General features: G+C 65.6%; 18 protein-coding genes. 12 read left to right on the top strand and 6 right to left on the bottom strand.

The window, feature by feature from the left end; all coding sequences use genetic code 11:
* Positions 1–8 precede the first annotated feature (8 nt).
* The 11 genes from OU995_RS19080 (at position 9) to OU995_RS19130 (ending at position 12,841) form a co-directional block, all read left to right on the top strand.
* Positions 9–2,021, top strand: coding sequence for a PEP/pyruvate-binding domain-containing protein (locus OU995_RS19080; protein WP_267831612.1), 2,013 nt, complete (start codon positions 9–11; stop codon positions 2,019–2,021).
* Entirely contained in the window at positions 2,018–3,256 is a 1,239-nt protein-coding gene (locus OU995_RS19085) for a hypothetical protein (RefSeq protein WP_267831613.1), read from the top strand. The genes OU995_RS19080 and OU995_RS19085 overlap by 4 nt, the downstream gene beginning before the upstream one ends.
* Entirely contained in the window at positions 3,253–4,449 is a 1,197-nt protein-coding gene (locus tag OU995_RS19090; protein ID WP_267831614.1) for a hypothetical protein, read from the top strand. Before OU995_RS19085 ends, OU995_RS19090 begins: the two co-directional genes overlap by 4 nt.
* Positions 4,450–4,473: 24 nt before the next feature.
* On the top strand, positions 4,474–5,541 hold the full coding sequence (locus OU995_RS19095) for a hypothetical protein (protein WP_267831615.1): 1,068 nt from the start codon (positions 4,474–4,476) through the stop codon (positions 5,539–5,541).
* Positions 5,542–5,594: 53 nt separating this feature from the next.
* Positions 5,595–6,227, top strand: coding sequence for a hypothetical protein (locus OU995_RS19100; RefSeq protein WP_267831616.1), 633 nt, complete (start codon positions 5,595–5,597; stop codon positions 6,225–6,227).
* Entirely contained in the window at positions 6,224–7,942 is a 1,719-nt protein-coding gene (locus OU995_RS19105; protein ID WP_267831617.1) for an alkaline phosphatase family protein, read from the top strand. The genes OU995_RS19100 and OU995_RS19105 overlap by 4 nt, the downstream gene beginning before the upstream one ends.
* Complete coding sequence (locus tag OU995_RS19110) at positions 7,939–8,718, top strand: HAD-IIA family hydrolase (protein WP_267831618.1); 780 nt, start codon at positions 7,939–7,941, stop codon at positions 8,716–8,718. The genes OU995_RS19105 and OU995_RS19110 overlap by 4 nt, the downstream gene beginning before the upstream one ends.
* Positions 8,719–8,720: 2 nt before the next feature.
* A complete protein-coding gene (locus tag OU995_RS19115; RefSeq protein ID WP_267831619.1) occupies positions 8,721–9,863 on the top strand; it encodes an alanine racemase in 1,143 nt (380 codons plus the stop codon).
* Positions 9,851–10,684: a hypothetical protein gene (locus tag OU995_RS19120; protein ID WP_267831620.1), complete on the top strand. Its 834-nt coding sequence runs from the start codon at positions 9,851–9,853 to the stop codon at positions 10,682–10,684. Before OU995_RS19115 ends, OU995_RS19120 begins: the two co-directional genes overlap by 13 nt.
* The gene (locus OU995_RS19125; RefSeq protein WP_267831621.1) at positions 10,681–11,763 is read left to right on the top strand and encodes a GNAT family N-acetyltransferase; all 1,083 of its coding nucleotides are present in this window, start codon (positions 10,681–10,683) and stop codon (positions 11,761–11,763) included. The genes OU995_RS19120 and OU995_RS19125 overlap by 4 nt, the downstream gene beginning before the upstream one ends.
* Before the next feature lie 310 nt (positions 11,764–12,073).
* Positions 12,074–12,841 (top strand): 4'-phosphopantetheinyl transferase family protein, encoded by a 768-nt coding sequence (locus OU995_RS19130; RefSeq protein ID WP_267831622.1) that lies wholly within the window; start codon positions 12,074–12,076, stop codon positions 12,839–12,841.
* A 51-nt stretch (positions 12,842–12,892) separates the two neighbouring features.
* Here OU995_RS19130 and OU995_RS19135 read toward each other — a convergent pair whose 3' ends face one another.
* The 4 genes from OU995_RS19135 to OU995_RS19150 all read right to left on the bottom strand — a co-directional run bounded on the left by OU995_RS19135 (position 12,893) and on the right by OU995_RS19150 (position 18,580).
* A complete protein-coding gene (locus OU995_RS19135) occupies positions 12,893–13,939 on the bottom strand; it encodes a HupE/UreJ family protein (protein ID WP_267831623.1) in 1,047 nt (348 codons plus the stop codon).
* A gap of 116 nt (positions 13,940–14,055) precedes the next feature.
* On the bottom strand, positions 14,056–15,444 hold the full coding sequence (locus tag OU995_RS19140; RefSeq protein WP_267831624.1) for a YHYH protein: 1,389 nt from the start codon (positions 15,442–15,444) through the stop codon (positions 14,056–14,058).
* 50 nt (positions 15,445–15,494) lie between these two features.
* Entirely contained in the window at positions 15,495–16,730 is a 1,236-nt protein-coding gene (locus tag OU995_RS19145) for an NAD(P)/FAD-dependent oxidoreductase (RefSeq protein ID WP_267831625.1), read from the bottom strand.
* A gap of 2 nt (positions 16,731–16,732) precedes the next feature.
* On the bottom strand, positions 16,733–18,580 hold the full coding sequence (locus OU995_RS19150) for a LodA/GoxA family CTQ-dependent oxidase (protein ID WP_267831626.1): 1,848 nt from the start codon (positions 18,578–18,580) through the stop codon (positions 16,733–16,735).
* 234 nt (positions 18,581–18,814) lie between these two features.
* On the opposite strand from OU995_RS19150, the gene OU995_RS19155 reads away from it, so the two are divergent.
* Positions 18,815–19,684, top strand: coding sequence for a hypothetical protein (locus tag OU995_RS19155; protein WP_267831627.1), 870 nt, complete (start codon positions 18,815–18,817; stop codon positions 19,682–19,684).
* Between the two features lie 19 nt (positions 19,685–19,703).
* On the opposite strand, the gene OU995_RS19160 is transcribed toward OU995_RS19155, so the two are convergent.
* Both OU995_RS19160 and OU995_RS19165 read right to left on the bottom strand, forming a co-directional pair.
* Positions 19,704–20,504: a nickel transporter gene (locus tag OU995_RS19160; RefSeq protein ID WP_267831628.1), complete on the bottom strand. Its 801-nt coding sequence runs from the start codon at positions 20,502–20,504 to the stop codon at positions 19,704–19,706.
* Between the two features lie 46 nt (positions 20,505–20,550).
* Positions 20,551–21,750: a tetratricopeptide repeat protein gene (locus OU995_RS19165; protein ID WP_267831629.1), complete on the bottom strand. Its 1,200-nt coding sequence runs from the start codon at positions 21,748–21,750 to the stop codon at positions 20,551–20,553.
* Positions 21,751–21,767 lie beyond the last annotated feature (17 nt).

Consider the following 21,767-nt stretch of genomic DNA (forward strand, 5'->3'; position numbering starts at 1 on the left):
GGCCCGCCATGTCTGGAAAATTCTCGACCTTGCAGGCCCTCTCTGGCCGACTGCCTGTGCCCACGCTCTTCGCCCTGTCCGACGACAGACTGGACCGTTTGTGGTCCAACCGCGCCGAGGTCCAGGCGGAGGCGGCGGCCGCGCTGCACCACCTGCATATCACCGCAGCCGCCTTTCTGGATCGGGACCTGGCCACGCTCGCCAGCACTGCACCGCTGCTGTGGCGCCCGGACGCGAATGCGGTGCTGGAGGAGCTGCTGAGCGGCGCGGGCCTGTCGGTGGACACACCCGTGGCCGTTCGCTCCTCGGGGGGCATCGAGGACGGCGCGAGTCACAGCTTCGCGGGCATCTTTGAATCGGTGCTCCAGGTCCGGGGTGTGGCGGCATTACGCAAGGCCATCGAACAGGTGTGGCGCTCTTCATTCTCCCGGCGGGCCGTGATGGAGCGGCTCCGTTGCGGCCTTCTGGAAGCGCCGCTGGGCATGACGGTGTTTGTGCAGCGCATGATTGATCCCCAGTGGGCGGGCGTGGCTTTCAGCCGCGACCCGGTGTCGGGACACCCAGGCATGCGGATCGAGGCGGTTCCCGGGTTGGGTGAGCTGCTGGTGTCCGGGGAACGGCGTGCCAGTACCGCGCTGCTGGACCCGGAACATCCATCGACGGTGAGTGGTGATGCGGAGCTTCTGGCACAAGGCCCCATGCTGCAGGACCTGCGGGCCCTGGTGCGTGCCGTGGAAACCGAACTGTCCTTGCCGGTGGACATCGAATGGGCCTACGACGGCCACGCCGTCTGGCTGCTGCAGGCCCGCCCCATCACCACGATGAGTCGCCACGCAGTGGAGCCGCCGACCTGTGAGGCCGTGGCGCTCTACCTTGCAGAAGATGCCGCACTGGCCGCATTCCAACCGCTTCCGGGCTTTGCCCACTATTTCCGGTCTAAACGGCGACCCTTGGCGCTCCTGGCGTCCCAATACGAGGTCGCGGCCGGTACCGCATTGCTGGTGCGTGCCAATGCCAGTGGTTTCGCCAATCCCGCCGAGCGAAGCGCCTTGCTGTCATCACTCGCGACAGACGCCGACACCCGTGTGGTGCTGGATTTCTCCGAAGGACTGCGCCAGCAGATTCTCCCCTTCAGCGAGCTGGCCACCCGCCTGGACGAGCTACTGAGCGAGGTCACCACCGTCTTCACCGTGCGACAGTACATCCAGGGCGATTTCGGCCTGATCAGTCAGCCCACCGTGGCCACCCCGGGGCATGCCCGTCAGGTGCTGTGCGAGATCTCACCCGACGGGTTGCTGGCCATCAATCGGGGATCCGCCACCACCACCAGTTTTTCCATTCATGAGCACAGCCTTCATGGCAACCCTCACGGCAACCCTCACGGCAGCCTCGACGGAGTACCGCCCGTGGAGAACCAGGCGATGGGTGAGGCGCTTGATCCGCCAGACCCGGCGGCGCTCCTTAGGCCCGACCAACAGCGGATCTTGTTCGAAGTCAGCATGGATGCGGTCAAGCGCTTTGGTTCGGTGCAGCTGGAATGGGTGCTGGAGGGTGACCGTCTCCGATTGATCGACTTCTCAGAGGTGGCCGCCTTGCATCAGACGCAGCAGGACCAGGACCAGCGCACCGTCTCGCCGGGATATGCATTCGGTCCGACGATGCGGGTGGAGGATGGACAGGCCCTCCGGGACATCAGCATCGCAGCGACAGTCTCCATCAACCACCTGCCCAGTGCCGAGAGCCTCGGGCCGCTGATGACGCAGCTGCTGGCCCAGGCGCTGGCGGGCAACGCGCGCCCCATTGTGGTCTCGCCCCGGCCTTATGCCGCTCTGGCGGCCCTGATTCCCCACGTGGCCGGGTTTGTTTTTGAGCAGTCCTCCTTGCTGTGCCATCTCGCGATTCTGCTCCGTGAAGGCCAGGTGCCGGCCGTCGAGTCTGCGGTGCTCTACCAGCACGCCCACTCAGGCCGACCCATCACCATCCGGGCCAGCAGCGGGCAGGTGCACGAGGTGACGGCATGACCCGGCTTTACCTCGGCCTGACCCTGCCAGGCGCCGGCCTGCCTGGAGACACCTCCGTGCCGATGCCCGGCCTGCTGGAATGCAGGGGTGACGAACTCCGCATGGGGTCCAACGGCCTGTACCTGCGCGCCGGAGACCTGCGGCCGACCGCCTGGTGGACCGAGGCGGGCATGCAACCCTTGCCTGACCTGCCACCGTTGGAGTTCCGGGGCCTCAATGCCGGCCAGCGCCAGCAGAGCCGACAGTTCTTCGACGCTCTGGAAGCGGCGGTGCCGTCGCTGAAGGAGCATCGGGGCCTTGGGTCCACAGGTCGATGGATGCCAACGATCGCGGCCACCGCCTCGGAGACTGCACCCTCCATGTTCGCCTGCTTCCACCTGGTCCAACTGGGCGAGCCCGGCGCCATGTATGTGCACTATCACGATGAGTCCGTGCCTCTCGCTTCCACCCGGCCAGGCCTATGTGAGCTGCTTCAAGCACTGAACGACGGCAACTCCCGACATGGACAGCGCCTGGACGCATTGCGCCCCGCGCTCGGAGACGAATGCTGGTACACCAAGTGGCGGCCCGATGTGGAGATGGAGCGCAAATTCACCTTCCGCGGGATTCCAGACACCTGGAGCCTGCTGCATACCCTTCACCGTGAGATCACACGCAGCAGCGCGTCCGGGTTCGTGCCTGAGCTGGACCGGGAAATCCAGGTCTGGGACTATGAACAGCACATCTTCGAGGTGTTGGGCGCCAATTCAGAAAGCGGCTACATCGCCTACATCCCGCAGGCGGATGGCCATATGACGGTGAAACGCAAGTGGTTCATCGAGAACAGCGAGATTCGCCGTGAGTCCCTCTGGGTGGACCATCAACTGCAACTGTGCGACATCGACGCCCACGTCCGGACGCTGACGGCGGAGCACACGCGACGTTTGCCCGGCTACCGTCGCAAACGCTTTGATGCGCAGTTTGAGTCCCTGCACACCGGCAACATCTTTGGCATCTACATGGACATCTGCCGCACGCTGGACGGCCGTGATTCATTCACGCAGTGCGAGATCGAATACTGCCGCACACGCACCTTTGGCGATATTCGCCTGGTGGAGCAGGACTTCAACCACTTCTCCACCTATGTCGCGGCACAGTTCGAACGCCTGGGTGTGGCATTTCAGCAGGACCTTTATTCAAAGCTGGATTTCGTTCGCAGCATTGCGGATTCGCCTGCTGCCCGGGAGGCCGCATGACCGCCGCTGTGCAGCCACCTCAGGGCGATTCATCCAGCAGCGCCAAGGCCCGGTTGTTGCTGGTGCTGGGCAACTGGCGCCTGCGACATGCCGAGCCGGTTCCTGAGTCGGTGCAAGATCTGCAATTGGTGCCATTGCCAGCAGGTGCACGCCTGGGTGCCCGGGCTGCGCAAATGGATTGCCGTTGTTCTCTGCCACTGCTGGCGACCCTCGGCCCGCAGGATTGGCGCACATCGGGCAGCGACGTCCGCCTGAATGTCGCCAATCTGGATGTGGAGCGGATGCCGCTGGCCATCGTCCGCCTGGCAGGTGCCACGCTCGAAGATGGCCTGCTGCTGCAAGCCTTGGTCGACCGAACCGATCTTCACGGGGCGCATTTCCTGGCCCTGCCGCCCGGCGGGCCGGTGATAGCACCGCAAACGTTCTGGCACCAACTCGCCGAGGCGTTCAACACCCACCATCTGCTCACCAACAATTACGAGTGCTTCTACACCAGCACCGCCGCGCCGCCGCCTTGGCGCCTGGTGCTGAACCCGCCTGCACCGGATGTCTGGCAGATGGGAGAGGACTGGCTGGACGACCTGACCACCTCGCCTCCGGAGGCGGTCTTCGGATTCGTGCCCCAGTTGGGCGAAGAGTGGCAGTTTGTGCGTCACGACAATGTCGCCTGTGAGGTCCTCCGCGTGCCAGAGGGCCCCACCGGCACAGTCAATGCGGCACTGTTCAGCGTCAAGCGCAAAGCGCAGGTGCTGGACCGATGGGCGCAGGTCACTGCGTCGCTGACCGGCCTACCGGGCATGAGCCCATCACCGGCCTGGAGGGACGTGCCCCTCACGGCCTCTGCGCAGGAGCACATGGCCGGCTGCCTGGAACTCCCCTTGCATGAGTCGCTGCACTGGCGGCGCACCGCCTTTGTCGGGCATTGCGAATCCCTGTCCAGTGGACATCTGCTGAAGGTGAGCTTCAGCCTGAATCAATCGCTGGAAGCCCCCCGGGACACGATTGCGCTGTGCGGCATCGATTATCTGAAGACCCGCGGTCTTGAAGGCGCACGCTCACCGAAGCAGGACGTCCAGGACCTGGCGAACCTGCTCACCGGGTTTCTGAAGCGCCGGGGGGGGTCTGTCGTGCCTTCATCGCAGCGCCCTTTCCCCCCTCCAGCCCGACGCCTCTGCGCGGCGGCTTTCCTCTGATGCTCAGGCCCTGGAGCCCCACCCATGACCCAATGTCTGACCAACGGCGTCTTCAACATGCGCCTCGACGTGGCCGACCTGCCGGAGGTCTCCGCCCTGGCGCTCCGGCTGACGACCTTTCTCTTCCCTTATTTGCAGCCCGTTGATGCCCCACGCGAGGTCGACCTGGACCTTCAGCTGTTGCCAATCTCGGACTTCAATCCCTCATGGAAGGCCTGCTGCACCCAAGCGGCCGTGATCCGTGAAACCTACGCAGAAGGATTCACCTTGCGGGTAATGCGTGGGTGGCTGCCCGACGGCCGACTGGTGGCGTGGGATGAAGAGCGGCAGGTAGGCTATGTGATTCATCAGGCCAGCCGTCAGGTGAAGTTCCACGGCGACCACCGGGCCTTCATCCACATCATCGAACTCGTGCGTTATTACGGCCTGCTGGTGGAGCAAGGCCAGGGCACGGCCATTCTGCATGCGGCAGCGACCCTGCATCCCACCACCGGCGAGGCGCAGGCCGTGGCGGGCATCAAAGGCGCAGGCAAAACCACCACCATGCTGGGCCGCGTGCTGGACGAAGGCCACACCTACTTCTCAGGCGACAAGCTCCTGCTGGACCTGGTGGAGGGCCGCGTGCGTGCTCGCGGGTGGCCGGACTTCCCGCACATTGGGTTGGGCACGCTGAGGCAGTTTCCCTCGCTCGTCGAAGCCCTGTCCCGTGAGCCCGGCGAGGGGCTTGCGGGACGGCTTCATCCCGACCTCCCGGACCAGCACAAGATCTTGATTCCGCCGGAACTGTTTGCCCGTCTGCTGGGGCGCAGCCCGATGGGCAGGACCTGGCTCGGGGGCGTTCTGCTGCCGGAGGTGATGGTGGATGCACCGCTGCGCAGCCGTCGACTGTCCCGGGATGCCATCCAGCAGGTGCTGGCCGAGCGCAGCATCTTTGAATGGCCACACACCTTCATCACCTCCACCTGGCACGGCATGCCCCCGAGCGGCGCGGGGCTGACGCATCACCTGAGCCCGGCGCTGGTGCAGGCCTTGTGCGAGCTGCCCTGGACCCGGGCCAGCGGGCGAGCCCAGCGACAGCCGGCAGCCGTCTGAGATCGAAACCCAGACTCTGACAGCCCTGCGCCATACGTTGACGAGGAGTCTTCATGTCCGCTTCCCCCCCACGAGTGCTCCTTCCGGATCCGATGGACCCACAGGCCACGGATCGCCCGCCGCTGCGTCTGTGCCTGGTGGCTCCCAGTGGTTCGGGCAAAAGCACCACAGCGGGACTGATGCGTGAGTGCTTCGAGGCGCAGGGGCTCACGGTACGTGTCCTGAAGCTGGCCGCGCCGCTGTACCGCCTTCAGTCCGTCATCTACGCCGAAGCGGGCCTCACCGTGGGCCAGGGCGCGCAGGATCAGTGCCTGCTGGAGAGCCTTGCCCAGCATTTGCGCCGCATTCAACCGCATGCCCTGGCGCGTCGGTTTCTGGAGGCCCTGGCGGCGGCAGAAACGGACACGGACGTGATCATCAACGACGACCTGCGCGACGACACCAGCGACTGGCCTGCGCTGCGTCAGGCCGGCTTCTCGGTCATCAAGCTGGTGGCGCAGCCCACGCTGCGACAACAACGGATGGCCATTCGCAACGATCTGAGCGTGGTGGTCCACAGTCCGCTGGATGCCCAGATGGCGAGAATCCCGCCGGACTTTGTGCTCACCAACAACGGCTCTCTGGCGGCATTGCGGCGGCAGGTGGAGGCGCTGTGCACCTTGTTGGTGGAGCGGGCTCCGGCATGACCCACGGACGTTTGCTGTGGTTGCTGGTGGACGGGTTGTCCCTGCCGCTGTTGCGCCTGCTCGCCCCTCGCCTGCCGCCCTGCGCCACCACCTTGCCATTGCGACCTCTGGCGCCCAATTGCCAGACCCCGCCTTCGCTGTTCAGCATTTGGAGCGGGCTGCCTGAATCCGCACATCGGCTGACCGGCTACGACATGCCGGTGGAGGGGCATGCGTCCCCTCTGGCGATCCGTGAAGCCTTTGCCAACTGGCCTCAAGACGTCGCGATGGTCTGGGACGACTGGGCCGCAGGCGGCGGGCAGGTGCGCACCTGCGCGGTTCCATTTGTTCAGCCCCAGCGCCTGGCGGGGGCCCTGCTGTCCCACAGCCAGGTGTACACGCCCGCGCTGGCGGCGCCCCGGCTGCTGCGTGCCGGTGAAACGCTGGTGATTGAAGCACTGGGTGTGCAGTGGCCCGTGGAGGGCCATGGGGACAGCCTCCGCTTGCGGAACACCCCTGAGGGCGTGGTGGACCTCCCTCTCCACCAGACCCGCCACCTGCGCTTGTCGGACGCAGTGCCGGCCACGGTGGCGGGCCACACCCACCGCGCCATTGCCCTCCGCACGGTACGGGTGGAGGGGGAGCTGCGACTGTGCATGATGGGGTTCCAGCCGGTCTGGATTGAAGGGCGTGACGCGCCACAGCGCCAGGCCGCTTTCCGGCACCGGGCCTATGCAGCCCTCAATCCGGCGCGTCTTTATGCCGACGGGGCCCTCGGCCTCCGGCTGGATGCGGGGGGGCACGGCCACGCCGAGACCCTGCTGCTGGACCTGCTGCACGTGGTGCATCAGAGCTTCCTGGAGGACATCTGCTGGACCCTGGACGCGCCAGGGGGGGAATTGGTGGTGGCCTACTATCCGGTCATCGACCTGCTGAGCCACCAGTTGCTGCGCACGATGGTGTCTCCGGCCAACGCGGCCGAGCGGGACGTGGCCGGCCAGATCCTGGCACGGGTGGCGGAGTGGCTGGGCGAGTTGCTGCTGAGCTGCCAGCGGCGGCTGGCGCCGGGCTCCCGACTGGTGGCCCATGCGGACCATGGCATGCTGCCCATCCACCAGGAGTTCAGCCTGAACCGCTGGCTGCATCAGCAGGCATGGCTCACGCTGGACGCCGAAGGTGGCATCGACCCGCAGCACTCGCTGGTGTTCTACCACCCGGCCGAGAACGGATGGCTCGCCGTGCATCCCGAGCGTCTGGCAGCGGCGCAGCTGGACCTGTCCAGCCTGATCGGAACGCTGAACCAGTGGTTCCTGGACGAAGGGCCTTCCCCATCGGCGATGACCCCGGCCTTCCGGCTGATCCCAGGGCCCGAGGTATCTACGGGCCAAGGCTGGCAGAGCCAGTGGTACGTACAGCCGCCGGACGGGGTGAGGCTGAGGGCCGATGTCCATCGGCCTATGCTGGCGCCGGCACGCAAAGGCGGCGACCACACCTGCTGGTCCCCGAATCCGTGGCTCGAAGCTGCGCTGCTGGACACCGAGCCCACAGGTGTGACCTGGCCGTCCACCGTCGCGCTGACGGACCTGGCGCCCGCCCTGCTCGGCTGGCTCCGATTGCGCCATGCTGGCGCCCCCGCTATGGCGTCCACCACCAGCACCACCAGCACAAAGACCGAAGGCGCTGCCCCTCACGCCTGCGCGCCCGCCGCCACCGCTCCCACGGCCCCCACACCATGACGCTGAAAGCATTGCTGATCGACATTGACGGCACCCTGATGTTCAAAGGTCAGGCGCTGCCTGGCGCCGACCACATGCTGCACACCCTGCAGCATGCAGGCTTGAAGGTCCGGCTGCTGACCAACATCAGCGCTCGTTCAACGGCCGACATCGCGCAGGAGCTGAACGACGCCGGCATCTCGGTCTGCCCGGCCATGATCCAGACCGCCGGGGTGGCCTGCGCCCAGCATGTCCATGCCCGCCCGGGTGCCAGCTGCCACCTGCTGGTGCCGCAAGCCATGGAAGCGCTGTTCGATCAGATTCCCAGGAGCGACCAGTCGCCGGACTTCGTGGTGATCGGCGACATCGGCGAGCGCTTCGACTACCGGTGTCTGAATCAGGCCTTTCGCCTGATTCGTGCGGGCGCCACGCTGCTGGCCCCGCATCGCAATCTCTACTGGCACAGCTGCGAGGGCCCCATGCTGGATGCGGGTGCGTTCATCCAGGGCCTGGAGGCCGCCACCGGGCGTGAAGCCCTGGTGACCGGCAAACCATCCCCGCTGTTCTTCCAGGGCGCATTGGACGCCCTGGGGGTGACAGCGGCCGAGGCCATGGTCGTTGGGGACGATCTCCGCACCGATGGCGCTGGCGCGCGTGCGCTGGGCATGGCCTACGTCCAGGTCGCCACTGGCAAGGGCCTCGACACCGTGCCGGACCTGCCGCCTGCCCGGCACCGCATCCCCAGCATTGCCGCACTGCTGGACCACCTGAACTCTCTGCCAACACGGGAAGCATGACGATGGATCTCGCCACTACCTTGACCTCGCCCGATGTCGACGCCTTCTACACCTTGGACCGGAGCCGCCTGGCACGCACCACTGAACGCTTTGTGCAGGCCTTCCCTGGGCGCGTGCTCTATGCCGTCAAGGCCAATCCGCTGCCGGAGGTGGTGGAGACCGTGCTGTCACACGGCATCCACGGATTTGATATTGCGTCCCTGCCCGAAGCGCGCTTGGTACGCCGTGTGACGCCCACCGCGCCCTTGTGGTTCATGAATCCGGTCAAATCGCGCCGGGATCTCGCGCTGGCCTGGAGCGATCTTCATATCCGTGACTATGTCATCGACAGCGAAGCGGAGCTTGAAAAGCTGCTGGAAGTGCTGCCCACCCACGACGCCGCCATTCGTGTGTGGGTCCGTTTTCAGCTCAGCACCTCCGATGCGGTTTATGAGCTCAACAGCAAATTCGGCGCCAGCATGCCGCTCACGGCGCGCTTGCTGGCGCGGCTGGCGCTGGAGACGCGATGGCGGCAGGGCCTGGCCTTCCACCCCGGCTCACAGACCATGACCGTGGAGCCTTATCTGGCAGCCTTGCAGATGGCGGAACAGCTGATCTGCGAGGCGCAAGCCGTGGAGGCCGTTGACATCGGTGGTGGTTTCCCCGGCCTGTATGCCAACCTGCCCCCGGTGACGCCCTGGCCCATGCTGGACGCCGTCGGGGCCTTTGTGTCCGGCTCCTCGAGCCTGCGCTCCCGTGAGCTGGTATGCGAGCCAGGTCGCTCACTCACCCACGACTGCATGTCGCTCTTCGCGCGGGTGCTGCTGCGGTCAGACACGGCGGTGTATTGCGGGGCGGGCATCTTCAACGGGCTGCTGCCCGCGCAGCAGCACCTGCAGCTCCCGGTGGCCACTTGGCGCGGCACACGTCGTCTGCCCATGACCGCCAAGGACGACCTGCGCGAGTTCACCGTATTTGGCCCCACCTGCGACAGCATGGACCGCTTGGCCCACCCCTATGCGCTGCCCGACGCCATCGAGGAAGGCGACTGGATCGAGTTCCAGGCGGTAGGCGCGTATTCAGAAAGTGTGCGTTGCACCTTCAATGGCTTCTCGGTGGACCACCGGGTACTTCTGCCCGAGGGAGGCACCGCATGCGCCGACTGAACGTCCGGACCGACCTGCTCACCTCCGTCGAATCGCTGATTGCGCAGCAGAATGAAGCGACCGCGTCCCTGCCAGGGGAGCCCCGGGTGGACATCGTCCGGGACCACGGCGGCGTCCGGGCGGCCGCTGTGGTCATGACGCAGGCCTTTGTGGAGAACCACGACAAGGGATGGCTGGCGTGGCTGAAGCCTGAGGAGGTGCGCCGCATCGAGGAGGGAGACCACGCGCTGGGAGAACGCCGCCTGACACCCATCCTGGCTTACCTGCTGCGGGCGGGCCTGGGGGCCGGCGGCATTCTGTGTGTCGAAACGGTGCAGGCCGCAGACGGCATCGGCCCGAGAGTGGTACGCGGCGCCTGCCTGCGGCGGCTCCCCATGGCGTGGCCGGCCCGTGACAGCCTGCTCTACAAATACCTCGTCGGCGGCTGGCATGCGCTGCGCACGTATGGCCTGCCGCGTGCCCTGGCGGCGGATCGGGCGCAAACACGGTTGCGCCAGGCCACCGAGCTCGCCCGGCGCGCACAGGGGATCCCGCAGGGTTGCATCTACTCCAGCATGATGTGTGTCCCCCGGCGTTTTGAAGGGCTTCATGTCGCCCGACGGCTGTCGGGGCCCTTTCTGCGCTTGGCCGACGAACAGGGTCTTCACATGCTGCTGCAGAGCAGCAACCCGGATCGCAATGATGAGCGGGTGTTCAAGCGTTTCGGTTTTTCACGGATCGGCGAGTTCAACTATGGCGTGTCCCGGCTCAATGCCGTGGGGCCCTACACCATCACCCTGCTGGCGCGCCCACCCAGACAGATCGAGGTCCATCCATCATGACGCCGCAATTCCAGGTGGTGCGGGATGAATCAGATCCCGCCTTCATCCATGCATGGACGACTCACGTCAGTGCCCGCGAGCTCTCTCTGGATCCCGACTATCTCCGCCTGCTGGCCGAGGCCTCGCCCGGGGTGACGCATCATTACGTGGCCTGTCGCGATGAGGACGGGGCTGTGCGTGGCCTGGCCTATATCGCGCTTCAGCAGCAGCGGATCGCCGGGCTGCTGCCTTTGCGTGTGCTGGTTCTGGGTGGGCGTGTTGCAGCGGGTCAGGCCTTCTGGTTCGACGAACAGGTGTGGAGCTTTAGCAGCTTCATGAGCGCACTCCGGCAGTTTCTGGCCCTGACCTTTCCCCATGGGCTGATCGTGCTGAAGGAGTTTTCGCGAGAGCGGGATGCCTCCGCCATTGACCAGAACCAGCGGGCGGGTTTTGTGAATGTGCCCTGCTTTCACCGCAGCCGCGTGCCCTTGCAAGGCGCAATGACCTTGGCGGCCTATCTGGACACCCTCTCCTCCAAGCGGCGTTACCACCTGCGCAAAGTGCTGCGGGACGCACAAGCTCAAGGCCTTGAATGCGAGGTATTGGAACGCTTTGAACATCTGCTGGATCAGCTGTATCCGCTCTACCTGGCAGTTAATGCGCGCGCACAGGAGGCGCGCACACCGCCCCTGCCTCGCCAGCTGTTTGATCTGATGGCCCGTCATCTGGAGAGTGTCCGCATGCTGGTCCTGCGCCAGGCCGGGCAGATCCGCGGCTTCGGGCTGCTGCTGCATCGGCACGGCCAGGTGAAATGTATGGTCATCGGCCAGGACTATGCGGTGGCCCGGGAGTTGAACCTCTGGTACCTGTTGGTCCTGCATTCGATTGAATACGCCGCGCAGCACGGCTGCGAGACCGTCGACCTGGGCTCCACCAACCAGGACATGAAGCGCAAGTTCGGTGCCGTCTGCGAAGAAATCTGGATCTCTGTCCGTCATCAGAATGACCGCTGGCAGCACTGGCTCGCCCCTTACATCCGATTCAGTCTGCGACGCATGTATGCCCAACCTAGGCGTGAGGGAGAAACACCCGTTCACTGAGCGGCCTCCCGTCCGCGCACGCCTCACCCTGTGTCCGTGCGTTTCGTCCTGTCTCCTCTCGCTCCTTCAGCTTTCTGCGCCTGCCTACAGCGCCCAACGCCACCACAACGCCACCACAACGCCACCCTTCAGCCCCCTGCAGCATCGCTTAACATCCCTGGGAGGGGTGTCGCCCTTTCCGGGCTGAGCGTCCTGCACTCAGCTTGCTCTCCGACGACCTTTTCATCGCCCCCCCGATTCAGTCACGGTGGATGCCTACTTGATCTCCGCTCGATCTCCGCTTGATCCGCATCAGACGCCCGCTTGATAAATGTCTTCTCTTGACCAGCGCGCTGCCCCACCCAGGGCGGCAGATCAATCGCCTTCCCAGGCCCGCGCCGTCATACGGCAAGCTGCCGACCTCCCATTGAATCCGGTGCTGGCCTCCGTCAAGTCCTGTCTGCTGACGCTGGAAGACGCGCCCTTTGATCCCATCTGGTTCGCTCAGGAGCGCATCGCCATGCCCACCTCCATCGCACGCAGCGTGCCGAAGCGGCAGGCGGAATTTTTCTTTGGACGATGGGCGGCGCGCGAGGCGCTGATGCAATGCGGCGTCACTGGATTCGACGTCGGCATCGGGGCGTCACGGGAGCCGGTTTGGCCCCCCGGCGTCGTCGGAAGCCTCACGCATTGCCATGGATATGCTGCAGCGGCTGTCGCCCCGGCTCGGGACCTTCAGAGCATTGGCATCGACATTGAGCAGGTCGCTCATCCGCAAAGCCTTGAGGCATTGCTGGCCGTGGCACTCGATGCCACCGAAATCGAGCGTCTGGGCTCATCCACCCACGGGCTGTCCACCGCACAGCTGGCCACCTTGGCCTTCTCCGCCAAAGAGAGTTTCTACAAGGCTGCCTTCCCGCAGGTGGGTCGCTTCTTTGGTTTCGAAGCGGCGCGGGTGGTCGAGGTCCGCGAGCGTCCTCGCGTCCTCCGCCTGGAACTGACCGAGTCACTGGCCGGTGAATGGCGCGCCGGATGCGCAATCGACGTGTCTTTCCAGTGGCTGACCAACGACGTCGTCTTCACCTGCTTCTGCGCGTGACGGGCCCCGTCGATCTGAGAAGCGGCTGAAAACGCTCCGCCGGAATCGGCATCAAACCGACAGGCGTTGAACCAACCACAGCAGCCCGCCACACAGAGCCACCACCGACAAGCCCTGACGAACCCGCATCTCCACACCCGGTGGGAACCCAAGACGAAGCCCCCGCATCAGCCCCAGAAACGCAACCCCGATTGCGAGCTGAACGAGCTCAATGCCAAGGTTGAAGCCCAGCAGGCTTTGCCACAGATGCTGGCGATCCAATCCCCGCGCTTCCAGAGCACCGGCCAGCCCCAGCCCGTGCACCAGCGCGCAGCCAAAGACCAGCCAGAGACGCATGGGCGTGGACATCGAACGGCCATTGCGTGCGGTCCACCCGTCATGCAGCACCACCCCCACGAGGGTCAATGCAATGCAGGGTTCAACCACCGCCGATGGCCCTTGTACGCCGCCCAACAGACTCAGACTCAAGGTGGCGGCATGCCCGGCCGTGAATGCGGTCAAGGTCATCAGAACCAGGCGCCAGCTTGTCAGACCGGCCAGAACGGCCAGCAGGAAGAGCAGATGATCGGCCCCTGACAGGATATGCGTCGCGCCGAGGCGCATGTCGTCGCGCAGCACCGCCATGGCTGAGGGGAAGAGCAGGTGCTCCGGATCTTCGGGGCCAAACACAAGCAATTGCCGCTGCTTCTCGCCCGTGACCGGATCTGCACGTGTCGCGGTGACCACGATGCGCTGTTCGTCCGGTTGATCGCCATACAGGGTGACACGGTAGCGCAGCTGCCCGTTATAGGCGTCCTGTGGATGCCGGAGCTGAAAGCGCCCCAACACCACCAACTGCGTGGCGGGGCCGGCAGGGTCCTCATCGGGCGGACTGAAATTGAGAAAGGTCCCCTCCAGCAACAGCGGGCCCTCGTCATCCCACAACTGCACCTGGGCCTGCACATCGGCGGTCAAACGGGGCAGATGCCGTGCGTAGGCCGCCTGTGACATGCCGTGGGCAAGGCCATCGCTGGCGTAGGGAAAGGCACTGACCGGCAAGGACAGCACCACATACACCCCCCCGTTCACGAAGTTCAGCGTGCCCCGTTGGGGTGGCATCAAATGCGCCTGGGCCTGCACCCAATGCAGGCTCAGGCCGAGGGCCAACACGCAAAGGCATTGGCGATGGAGGGCGCGGGGGGGCCGCCAGGAGCTGATTGCCTGTTGCCAGGCCGTCATACGTTGCCGCTGATGCAGCGAGGCGCGTAGGGATAGGTGTCGGTCACGACGTAGTAATAAATGCCGCCTGGAAACTCCGGCGTCACACCGGTTCTGCCATTGCATTCGTCCAGATCACCGCCATTGCTGCTACTGTAGGCCCAATCATTCTTGAACGTGCCCAACGGGAACACGCTGACGCTGGGGCGGGTGGACAAGGTCGTGGCAGTGGCGTTGGGTTTGTAATTGCCCCTCAACGCCACCAACCCGGAGGTGGCATCGCTGGCGGTCCGGTATCCGTATTTGAAATAGATGGGATAACCGTCCATGGCCCAGCCGATCAGCACCATTTTCTTGGCCACCGCCGTGCTGCTGTCGATCTCGCCGCCCAGCGCGGTGAACAGACGTTCCGGCGCTCCGTGGTAGTGGTAATCCCCCGTGGGCTGCACATGCGCCAGGTTGCTGTCCGCGCCAAAGTCAAACGGGGTCACCGCGACCAATGCCTCAAGGCTCCAGGCACCGCCCCCCAAGAGCGTGCAAGACCCGGTGCCTGCCGCTGAATCCGGGCATCCGCCACCCGTGTTGGCGTCGAACTTGATGCCGTTCAAGCCATACCCGGTGGGTTGCACGTTGTAGTTGGCGCTGGAGGCCTTGCTGGGGGTCAAGGTGATGGTGGCCACCGACACGCTTTGCGTACGGATGGTGTTGGGGTTGCCGCTGTTGGGGAATACACCGACCGCATGGTTGGGGATGCCATTGGCCGTCAAGCTGCGGGCCGAACTGCTGCAGGTCCAGCTATAGCTGTAATTCGTGGTGACATTGCTGCTGATGTTGCTGGTGTTGTTGGCATTCACCAGGCCCGTGACGGTGCTGCCGGTACCGCTCACGGCGCAACCAACAGCCGCGGTGGAGTTGGCCGTTCCCGTTCCACTCAGAGCCACCGCTGTGGCGCTGGTGGAACTGCCCACCGCCGTGTTGAGGCTGCTGTATTTGGCCAGGATATCGCCGGAACTTGCAGACGGTGTCACCGTGACGGTGCCTGAGGCAGCACTGGTGCCCACCGCATTGCTGGCTGTGACTGAACAGGTGTAGCCACTGCCGTTGGTCATGCCAGACACAGTGATGGGGCTGGAAGTGCCGCTGCCAGTGAGGGTCGACCCCGTGGCTGTGCAGGTCGCGGTATAACCGGTGATGGCCGATCCACCGTTGCTGCTCGGGGCGGAGAAGGCGATGCTGGCAGACGCATTGCCAGCCGTCGCGGCACCAATCGTGGGCGCCCCCGGAGCCGTGGCCGTCGTCGTTGAACTCGTTCCGGCGCCCCCACCACACGCTGTCAGCGCTGCGGTCAGAAGGGCCACAGGAATCAATCGTCCCGGCGTGTGTGCCTGGGCAGTGAACATCTGCATGGAAGAGCCCCTGGTTGCAACGGCTGCCGTAGCGTCAGACAGGATTCAAGTTATTGCAAGCCGGTAGCGATCTCCCGGCGGGCAGGCGTGTGAAATTCCGCAATGTCCCCATCGCGTGCCGGCTGTCGCCACTGGCTACGATTCAAGTTCATCCGATGCCGGTCCCAGAACGCGTGGCCACGAAACCGCACAGGCCTCGCATAGACCTCCGACAGACGCGCACGGTAGAGCCACTGCACCTGCGCCATTTCCAGAAAGAAGTCGCGCCGGGCCCCCGCCTCCCCGCTCAGCTCTCGTGAAATCGCCAGGGCAGCGCTCTCCGCCGAGGCCAAGGCATGGAACAAGCCCTGGGAGGCGATCGGATCAAAGGCCAGCACCGCATCACCAATGACATACAAGCCGGGCAGCCCCGCACATCCATTCACATCCAGGGCCACACTGCCGGCCGGCTGCACACGGGTCTGAATGCCGGCCATCCGCTCCGGCACCACCTCCCGCAGCAGGGGGTGGGACCGGGACTTCGCCAGCAAGGCTTGAGGGTCACGAAGCGCCCGCATCACCGACGCATCCGCGTCCGTATGGAACGCCAGCACCCGGCTGCCAGACGGAACCCGAACGCTGTACCACCACCCATCGGCATCGGCACAAAGGCGGGTGCTGCGGTCCTCGTCCTCCAGCGGCGGCAGCAGCGCATGGATGCACACCAGCCGATCGCCGTCCGCCCGGTTCAGCCCCAGACGTCGGCACACGGCGGCATTGCGCCCGGTGGCGTCCACCAACACCGGCGCGGTGTGTCGACGGCCCCTGGCCACATCCCGCACCCACCACCGGCCCCCTTCCCACGAGACCTGCAACGCTCCGCTCAGAGCCGTGACACTTGCTCCCACCTCGGTGGCAGCGTTCCGTAGCATCCGGTCGAAACGCAGCCGGTCCAGATGCCACCCAGGGCCGTTGGGGTCGCGCAGCGCATCCGTCCACACCGGTGAATCACTGTCCCAAACCGAGATACTGGCGCCCCGCTCCGCATGCCCATCCGCAACAAATCGGTCCCATAAACCCTGGCGGCGCAGCAGCACGGCCGCTGCACCGGGCAGAGACTCGCCAATGCGCCAGGCGGCGCCCCGGGAGGAGACCGCAGGGGGTGGCGCCCGCTCCAGCATCAGGACCCGATGCCCCGGCGACAGGCGCCGCGCCAGCGCCGCACCCGCAGGTCCGCTCCCAACCACGATGACATCCCAGTGTTGGGTCTCCCCAGCGCCCATCGGCACGATTGGCACGATTGGCACGCTCAGCGCCGCGGCGTCCGGGCGCGATGAGCCTGCCGCATCTCGTGGTCGGTTCTCGCCCGCGCCTCGTGGCTGAGTTCCTTGCCGCCACGGTCTTCCACCTGCATGATCGGCGGGAAGTCCGGGTCATTGGCAATGCCCTCGCGCACCTCCACAATGCCCTGCCGGTCGAAATGCTCTACCATCGCCTGCAGCTGCTGCTGATAGCCCTCGCCCAGCGTGCGATCCCAATCTGAACGGTCATTAAAGGCGGCAATGCGTTCCGGCCGCTCCAATGACAGGTCCATGAGCTTTTGATAGTTTTCAGCGCTCAGCACCTGATTCGGCACACGAGCCGGCCAGAACGTCGGCAGGTAGGGGTCGTACTGTGTGTCGTAGCCGGAGCGGCAGCTGGCCGTATCGGTCTGCCACGGAATCGCCATCCAGCGCGTCAGCGACCCGGGAAACTGCGCATACAGCGGCCCGTTGTACGACAGCACTTCCGCTGTCGTCAGCGTGCTCCCGTCATCCGGCTCGGGGTTGCCCTTCTCACGATGGCGCCAGCGGTACGGCTCCATGTACATGGTGGCATGCCGGACCGGCCAGGTGACTTCGCAGCCCGGATGGAAGGCGTCGGCCAGGCAGAACTCCAGGGCTGCACGGTCCAGCATGGCGGGCTGTTCCTGCAAGGGCACCTTCTCCAGGTGCCGGTAGGGCTCATGGCCGGTACCAAGGTCCGATTTGAACTCCCCCCGGGCCCAGAGCGCCAGCAGCGCCAATTGCGTGGTGGTCAGCGCCGTCATGGCCCGCGGTGTCGGCGGCATGGGAATGTCCATTGCATCCCCATACACCCAGGGCCAGGGCTTCAATGAAATGTCGTGGTCCTCGGGATTGCGAAAACTGTTGAACACCGTCCGCCGCAATTCGGCATAGGTGTCACCGGGCTGGGACAGCTGGCGCAGGTAGTCGGGCGCCAGGAAATACTGCGGCATTCCATATCCAAAGCCGGCGGCAAAGCCTGCATTCACCCATTGCAGATCACACAGCGCCTTGAGAATCGGCAGGATGTCGTCGCGGAAGGACGGCAGCCGGGGCGCAGGCAGTTGGCCGGACTGCACCGCCACATCCGTCATCAAGGCGTAGAGCGTTCTCACCGACTTCTGCTGCGGCCCATAGTTGGGTGGCGCTACCACCACCCAGGCGGGGGTCACCGGCACCTCCCGTCCGTTCAGCACCACCTTCGCGGTCACGGGGCCGTCACTCGTATCGTCATACCAGCCATCATTGTTGGCAAAGGTGGTGGGCGCTTGGCCGTCCACCGAGGCGGACTTGCCGTGGCCGCCAAACACACGCAAGCGTCCGCTGGCGTCGGTGCGCAGTTCTCCCAGCGGAACCTCGATGCCAAAACAGGTGCCGCCATCGAATTGGTAGTTTGGGCCCTGCTGGCCAGGGGCGGCAATGGTGCGAGCACCTGGCAGGATTGACAGTGACTTCCGATCCGTCACGTTGGCATTGCGGCGCGTGGTCGGCGGCCCGTTCGCGGCTTCGGGAATGTCCAGGGCCAGCTCGAAGTTGTACCAGGCGGCCTTGTGGTTGGCCAGTTCCACGGTCCAGGCCATGTCCACACCGTCCCCCATCAGCAGCTCCCGGACCACCCGGCCCTGCGCGTCGTAGCCGTAGATGCGGAATTCGGCCACTTCCCGTTTCAGCGCACCAGTGGCATCACGGTACGCCCCCGGCGGTAACGGGGCCGGCTCCACCACCTGGGGGCCGATGTAGAAGCCGTCGTCCTGCGTGGAATTGCCAACACGGGCCACACCAATGGACGGGTGGATCTTGGCATAGACGATGTCGCCGTCGCGTGAGGTCATCGATGTCTCCCTGATTTTTCAGACGGTGGATGTGCAATGTGGTCACTGCATTCATCCCGGGAAACGATACGTCCGCCCCATGAGATCCTGGCCGGGGTGCTCATCAACATTGCGGATATGGAGAGCCAGAAGCGAACGATCTTTTTCCTCCGCATTGCCGATGACGATCAGGGCGCATCGAACTACCCTCCAATCAAATTCAACGGCCCTCCACCGAATGGCGGGCGCCTCGGGATGGAACAGGGAACCCGGGGCTATTTCGCCTATGTGCCCTGGGGCGTCACCGAGATCAATGCCCGGGTGGCGCTCGCGCTGGCCCGGTCTCTCCGGCACCCGTCCGCCGCCGCCCTGTGGGGGACCCGGCTCCCGGAAGCCCGGCAGCGCCTGCAGCATTGCACCGACCTGGTCCTCGCCCGACTCACCACCACCGGCGCATGGTCCCCCGTCAACGACACCCATGAGCCCCGTTTTGTGCGCACCGATTCCACCGTCATGTCCCTCTGGGCCCTGCTCGAAATCCAGCGTGTGGCGCCTTCCGACGCGTTGAAGCAGCCGATTCAGGACGGCCTGCGCTGGATGCTCACCAACGCCGACATGCAGACCGGGGGATGGCGGCCAAGTCCCTTCCAGCGAAACAAGCTCGAAGGATTCCCGGGGCTGGCCGCCAAGGCCATCTATGTGCTGCTGCTGGCGGTGCCGGACCACAAGGCGCTCTTAGTGGATGGAGGTTTCGGGGACATCCTGACGGCCTTTGACCATTGGCTGGCCGGCGAAGAGATTCCCCCGCGCCAACTGAGCTTCACCACTCGCAGCCTCTCGGACAACGACCGCATGCATGATGCAGACCGCTATCTGTATCGGTCACCCCGCATGCTGGAGGGCACGACCCACCTCTGGTTTGCCTGGGCCGCGCTGGCTTGCAAGGCGCGCGAACGGGACGCCGACCAGTTCCCGGACGTGAAGACCTTCCCGGGTTGTGGCCGCCTGGCCGTGCGGGTCAACGAGGCCGTTCAGTTCGTGACCAGCGAGACCTCCAGCTATGTCGCGTCCGAGAACCTGCTGGCGCTGGATGCCATCGCGGAGCTGTCACTGCCACCGCGCTGAGCGGTCCCCCCGTGCAACCTCAGTCGGCCCGACGCCGCCCGAGCTGCAGCTTCGCCATCCAGCACGCCAGCACATAACCGGCCCCGCTCATCAGCAGCACAAGCGCGCCAAACACCAACCCGGATCCGGGCTCACCGCTGGCGGGTGCCACCAGCCGGGCCGCCCCCACCGCAGCCACCAGCAGACTGAGCAGGGCCAACGACACGGTCATCACCTGGGAGGCCAAGGGCGCCAGCCGGTCTGCACGTCGGATAAGGCGCGCAATCCACAGGCCGCCCAAGGCGTCGGCAGCCAGCATGCCGCCGGCAAACAGCAGCGCCAGCGTGGCAGCCTGGAGGGGCCCGCCCGAGCGCCCGGCGGCCAACGCAAAGACGGCTGCCTGGCTGATGGTGTCAAAAGACAAGGCGAACAGCGCACCGACGGCGGCAACCGTCACCGGTCGTTTGGCATGGACCCATCGCCACCGCTGCAACGGCATGGCCGTTGCGTCATTCACCGGCCTCATCACGGCCGCCAGGTTGCCCACCCCCAGCAGTGTCAACAAGGCGATCGAACACAGGCTACCGCCGGCCTCCAGCCAATGCGGCACTTCCAGATGATGGCTGAGTCGGTTGGCCGCCACCGCCACCACCAGCACCACCGCGCCATGGCCGGCCGCAAACAAGGCGCCGCACCAGCGCGCAAAGCGCTGGCCACGTCGTGCGTTCAGCCGCGTCAGACCATCGATGGCCGCCAGGTGATCCGCATCCGCCCCGTGCTGCACACCCAGCAGCAAGGCAATCAGACACAGCGTGAGCCCGTCGGCCGGCAGGTTGGACATCAAGGCAATCTCCCTCGTCATGAAGGTGGGCGGCGGGCGGGGTGGTCTAGCGATGGACGTGAAAGCCACGCGCATGCGGATTGAGCCCACGTGCCTGCTGCGCCAGCCGCTGACCTGCCTCCGCCGCCCCCGCAGCCTGGAAGATCGCCGCAGCCCGTTCCAGCGTATGCGCATCCCGCTCACGTGAATCCAGGGCGCGCTGCATGGGCACCAGCGCTTCGCTGGCGCGGCCGGCCCGGTAGAGGGCCCAGGCCCAGGCGGCCAGCGTCGCCGGGTTCTCGCGCAGCGCCAGATCCGCACCGGCCCAGCGCAGCGCCTGCGTGCCGTCTTCCCGCACATCGGCATGGAAGTCGGCCAGGTGATGCAGGTAATGCACCTCCCCTTGTGCCACCGAACTCATGAAAGCATCCAGCGCCCGGCCGAACCAGCGCTCGGCCTCGGTGGCCCGACCCATGTGCGCACACAGCTCGCCCATGGCCTGCTGCAACTCCGGGCGGTCCACTTCGGCCAGCACCTGCTCATACAAGGCATGGGCCGCCTCGCACTCATCCATTGCCGCCAGCAGCTCGGCCCGGTGTTCCGCCACCAGCCAATAACCGGTGTAGGCCCGGTTGGCACGGTCGTAGTGGTCCCGCGCGGCCGCCAAGCGACCGCGCTTCAGGTCCAGCACGCCCCGCTGCAGTTGCAGCCAGGCGTAATGCCGCATCTCCTTGGCGGTCAACTCGTCCTCCGCATCATCGAAATGGCGTTCGGCCGCGTCGTCCTCGCCGCACTTGAAGGCCAGATGCGCCAACCTCGCGTGGTTGTCCCAGGTGGGACTTTCGTCCAGCACACGCCGGTAGAGCCGCTCTGCCTCGTCATGTCGCCCCTGTTGCAAGTGCAGGTCGGCCCGCAGCGCCTGGCCCGGCATGCTGTCCCGCAGATCCGGACTGGCCTGCAGCGTGCGCATCACGCCGTCCAGACGGTGGAACTTGAAGTCGATGTTGGCCTTCAGGTAGCTGAGATCCGGGTCCGGCCGATCCGCGCTGATCAGGGCGGACAGTTGCCGGTCCACGAGGCTCAGTCCTGGATAGTCGCCGCGCAAGGAGGCCTGCTGGTAGCGCTTGTAGATCAAGCGGTGCAGGCGGCCGCGGTCGGCATCTGGTGCGTCCAGCGTGCTGATCTCGCTGGCCAGCCGGGCGAGTTCGGCCTGGTAGTCGGTCTGTCCGCCCCGGGGGCTTGGGGCTTGGATGCTGGAGGCGGTCATGGCGGTGGTCGCAATCG

This window comes from Roseateles sp. SL47 (assembly GCF_026625885.1).
GTDB lineage: Bacteria > Pseudomonadota > Gammaproteobacteria > Burkholderiales > Burkholderiaceae_C > Roseateles.

What these genes read in the sequence shown, in the direction of transcription:
- OU995_RS19080 (WP_267831612.1), top strand. Translation starts at nt 9, where the DNA reads ATGTCTGGAAAATTCTCGACCTTGCAGGCCCTCTCTGGCCGACTGCCT.
- OU995_RS19085 (WP_267831613.1), top strand. Translation starts at nt 2,018, where the DNA reads ATGACCCGGCTTTACCTCGGCCTGACCCTGCCAGGCGCCGGCCTGCCT.
- OU995_RS19090 (WP_267831614.1), top strand. Translation starts at nt 3,253, where the DNA reads ATGACCGCCGCTGTGCAGCCACCTCAGGGCGATTCATCCAGCAGCGCC.
- OU995_RS19095 (WP_267831615.1), top strand. Translation starts at nt 4,474, where the DNA reads ATGACCCAATGTCTGACCAACGGCGTCTTCAACATGCGCCTCGACGTG.
- OU995_RS19100 (WP_267831616.1), top strand. Translation starts at nt 5,595, where the DNA reads ATGTCCGCTTCCCCCCCACGAGTGCTCCTTCCGGATCCGATGGACCCA.
- OU995_RS19105 (WP_267831617.1), top strand. Translation starts at nt 6,224, where the DNA reads ATGACCCACGGACGTTTGCTGTGGTTGCTGGTGGACGGGTTGTCCCTG.
- OU995_RS19110 (WP_267831618.1), top strand. Translation starts at nt 7,939, where the DNA reads ATGACGCTGAAAGCATTGCTGATCGACATTGACGGCACCCTGATGTTC.
- OU995_RS19115 (WP_267831619.1), top strand. Translation starts at nt 8,721, where the DNA reads ATGGATCTCGCCACTACCTTGACCTCGCCCGATGTCGACGCCTTCTAC.
- OU995_RS19120 (WP_267831620.1), top strand. Translation starts at nt 9,851, where the DNA reads ATGCGCCGACTGAACGTCCGGACCGACCTGCTCACCTCCGTCGAATCG.
- OU995_RS19125 (WP_267831621.1), top strand. Translation starts at nt 10,681, where the DNA reads ATGACGCCGCAATTCCAGGTGGTGCGGGATGAATCAGATCCCGCCTTC.
- OU995_RS19130 (WP_267831622.1), top strand. Translation starts at nt 12,074, where the DNA reads ATGTCTTCTCTTGACCAGCGCGCTGCCCCACCCAGGGCGGCAGATCAA.
- OU995_RS19135 (WP_267831623.1), bottom strand. Translation starts at nt 13,939, where the DNA reads ATGCCACCCCAACGGGGCACGCTGAACTTCGTGAACGGGGGGGTGTAT.
- OU995_RS19140 (WP_267831624.1), bottom strand. Translation starts at nt 15,444, where the DNA reads ATGCAGATGTTCACTGCCCAGGCACACACGCCGGGACGATTGATTCCT.
- OU995_RS19150 (WP_267831626.1), bottom strand. Translation starts at nt 18,580, where the DNA reads ATGACCTCACGCGACGGCGACATCGTCTATGCCAAGATCCACCCGTCC.
- OU995_RS19155 (WP_267831627.1), top strand. Translation starts at nt 18,815, where the DNA reads ATGGAACAGGGAACCCGGGGCTATTTCGCCTATGTGCCCTGGGGCGTC.
- OU995_RS19160 (WP_267831628.1), bottom strand. Translation starts at nt 20,504, where the DNA reads ATGTCCAACCTGCCGGCCGACGGGCTCACGCTGTGTCTGATTGCCTTG.
- OU995_RS19165 (WP_267831629.1), bottom strand. Translation starts at nt 21,750, where the DNA reads ATGACCGCCTCCAGCATCCAAGCCCCAAGCCCCCGGGGCGGACAGACC.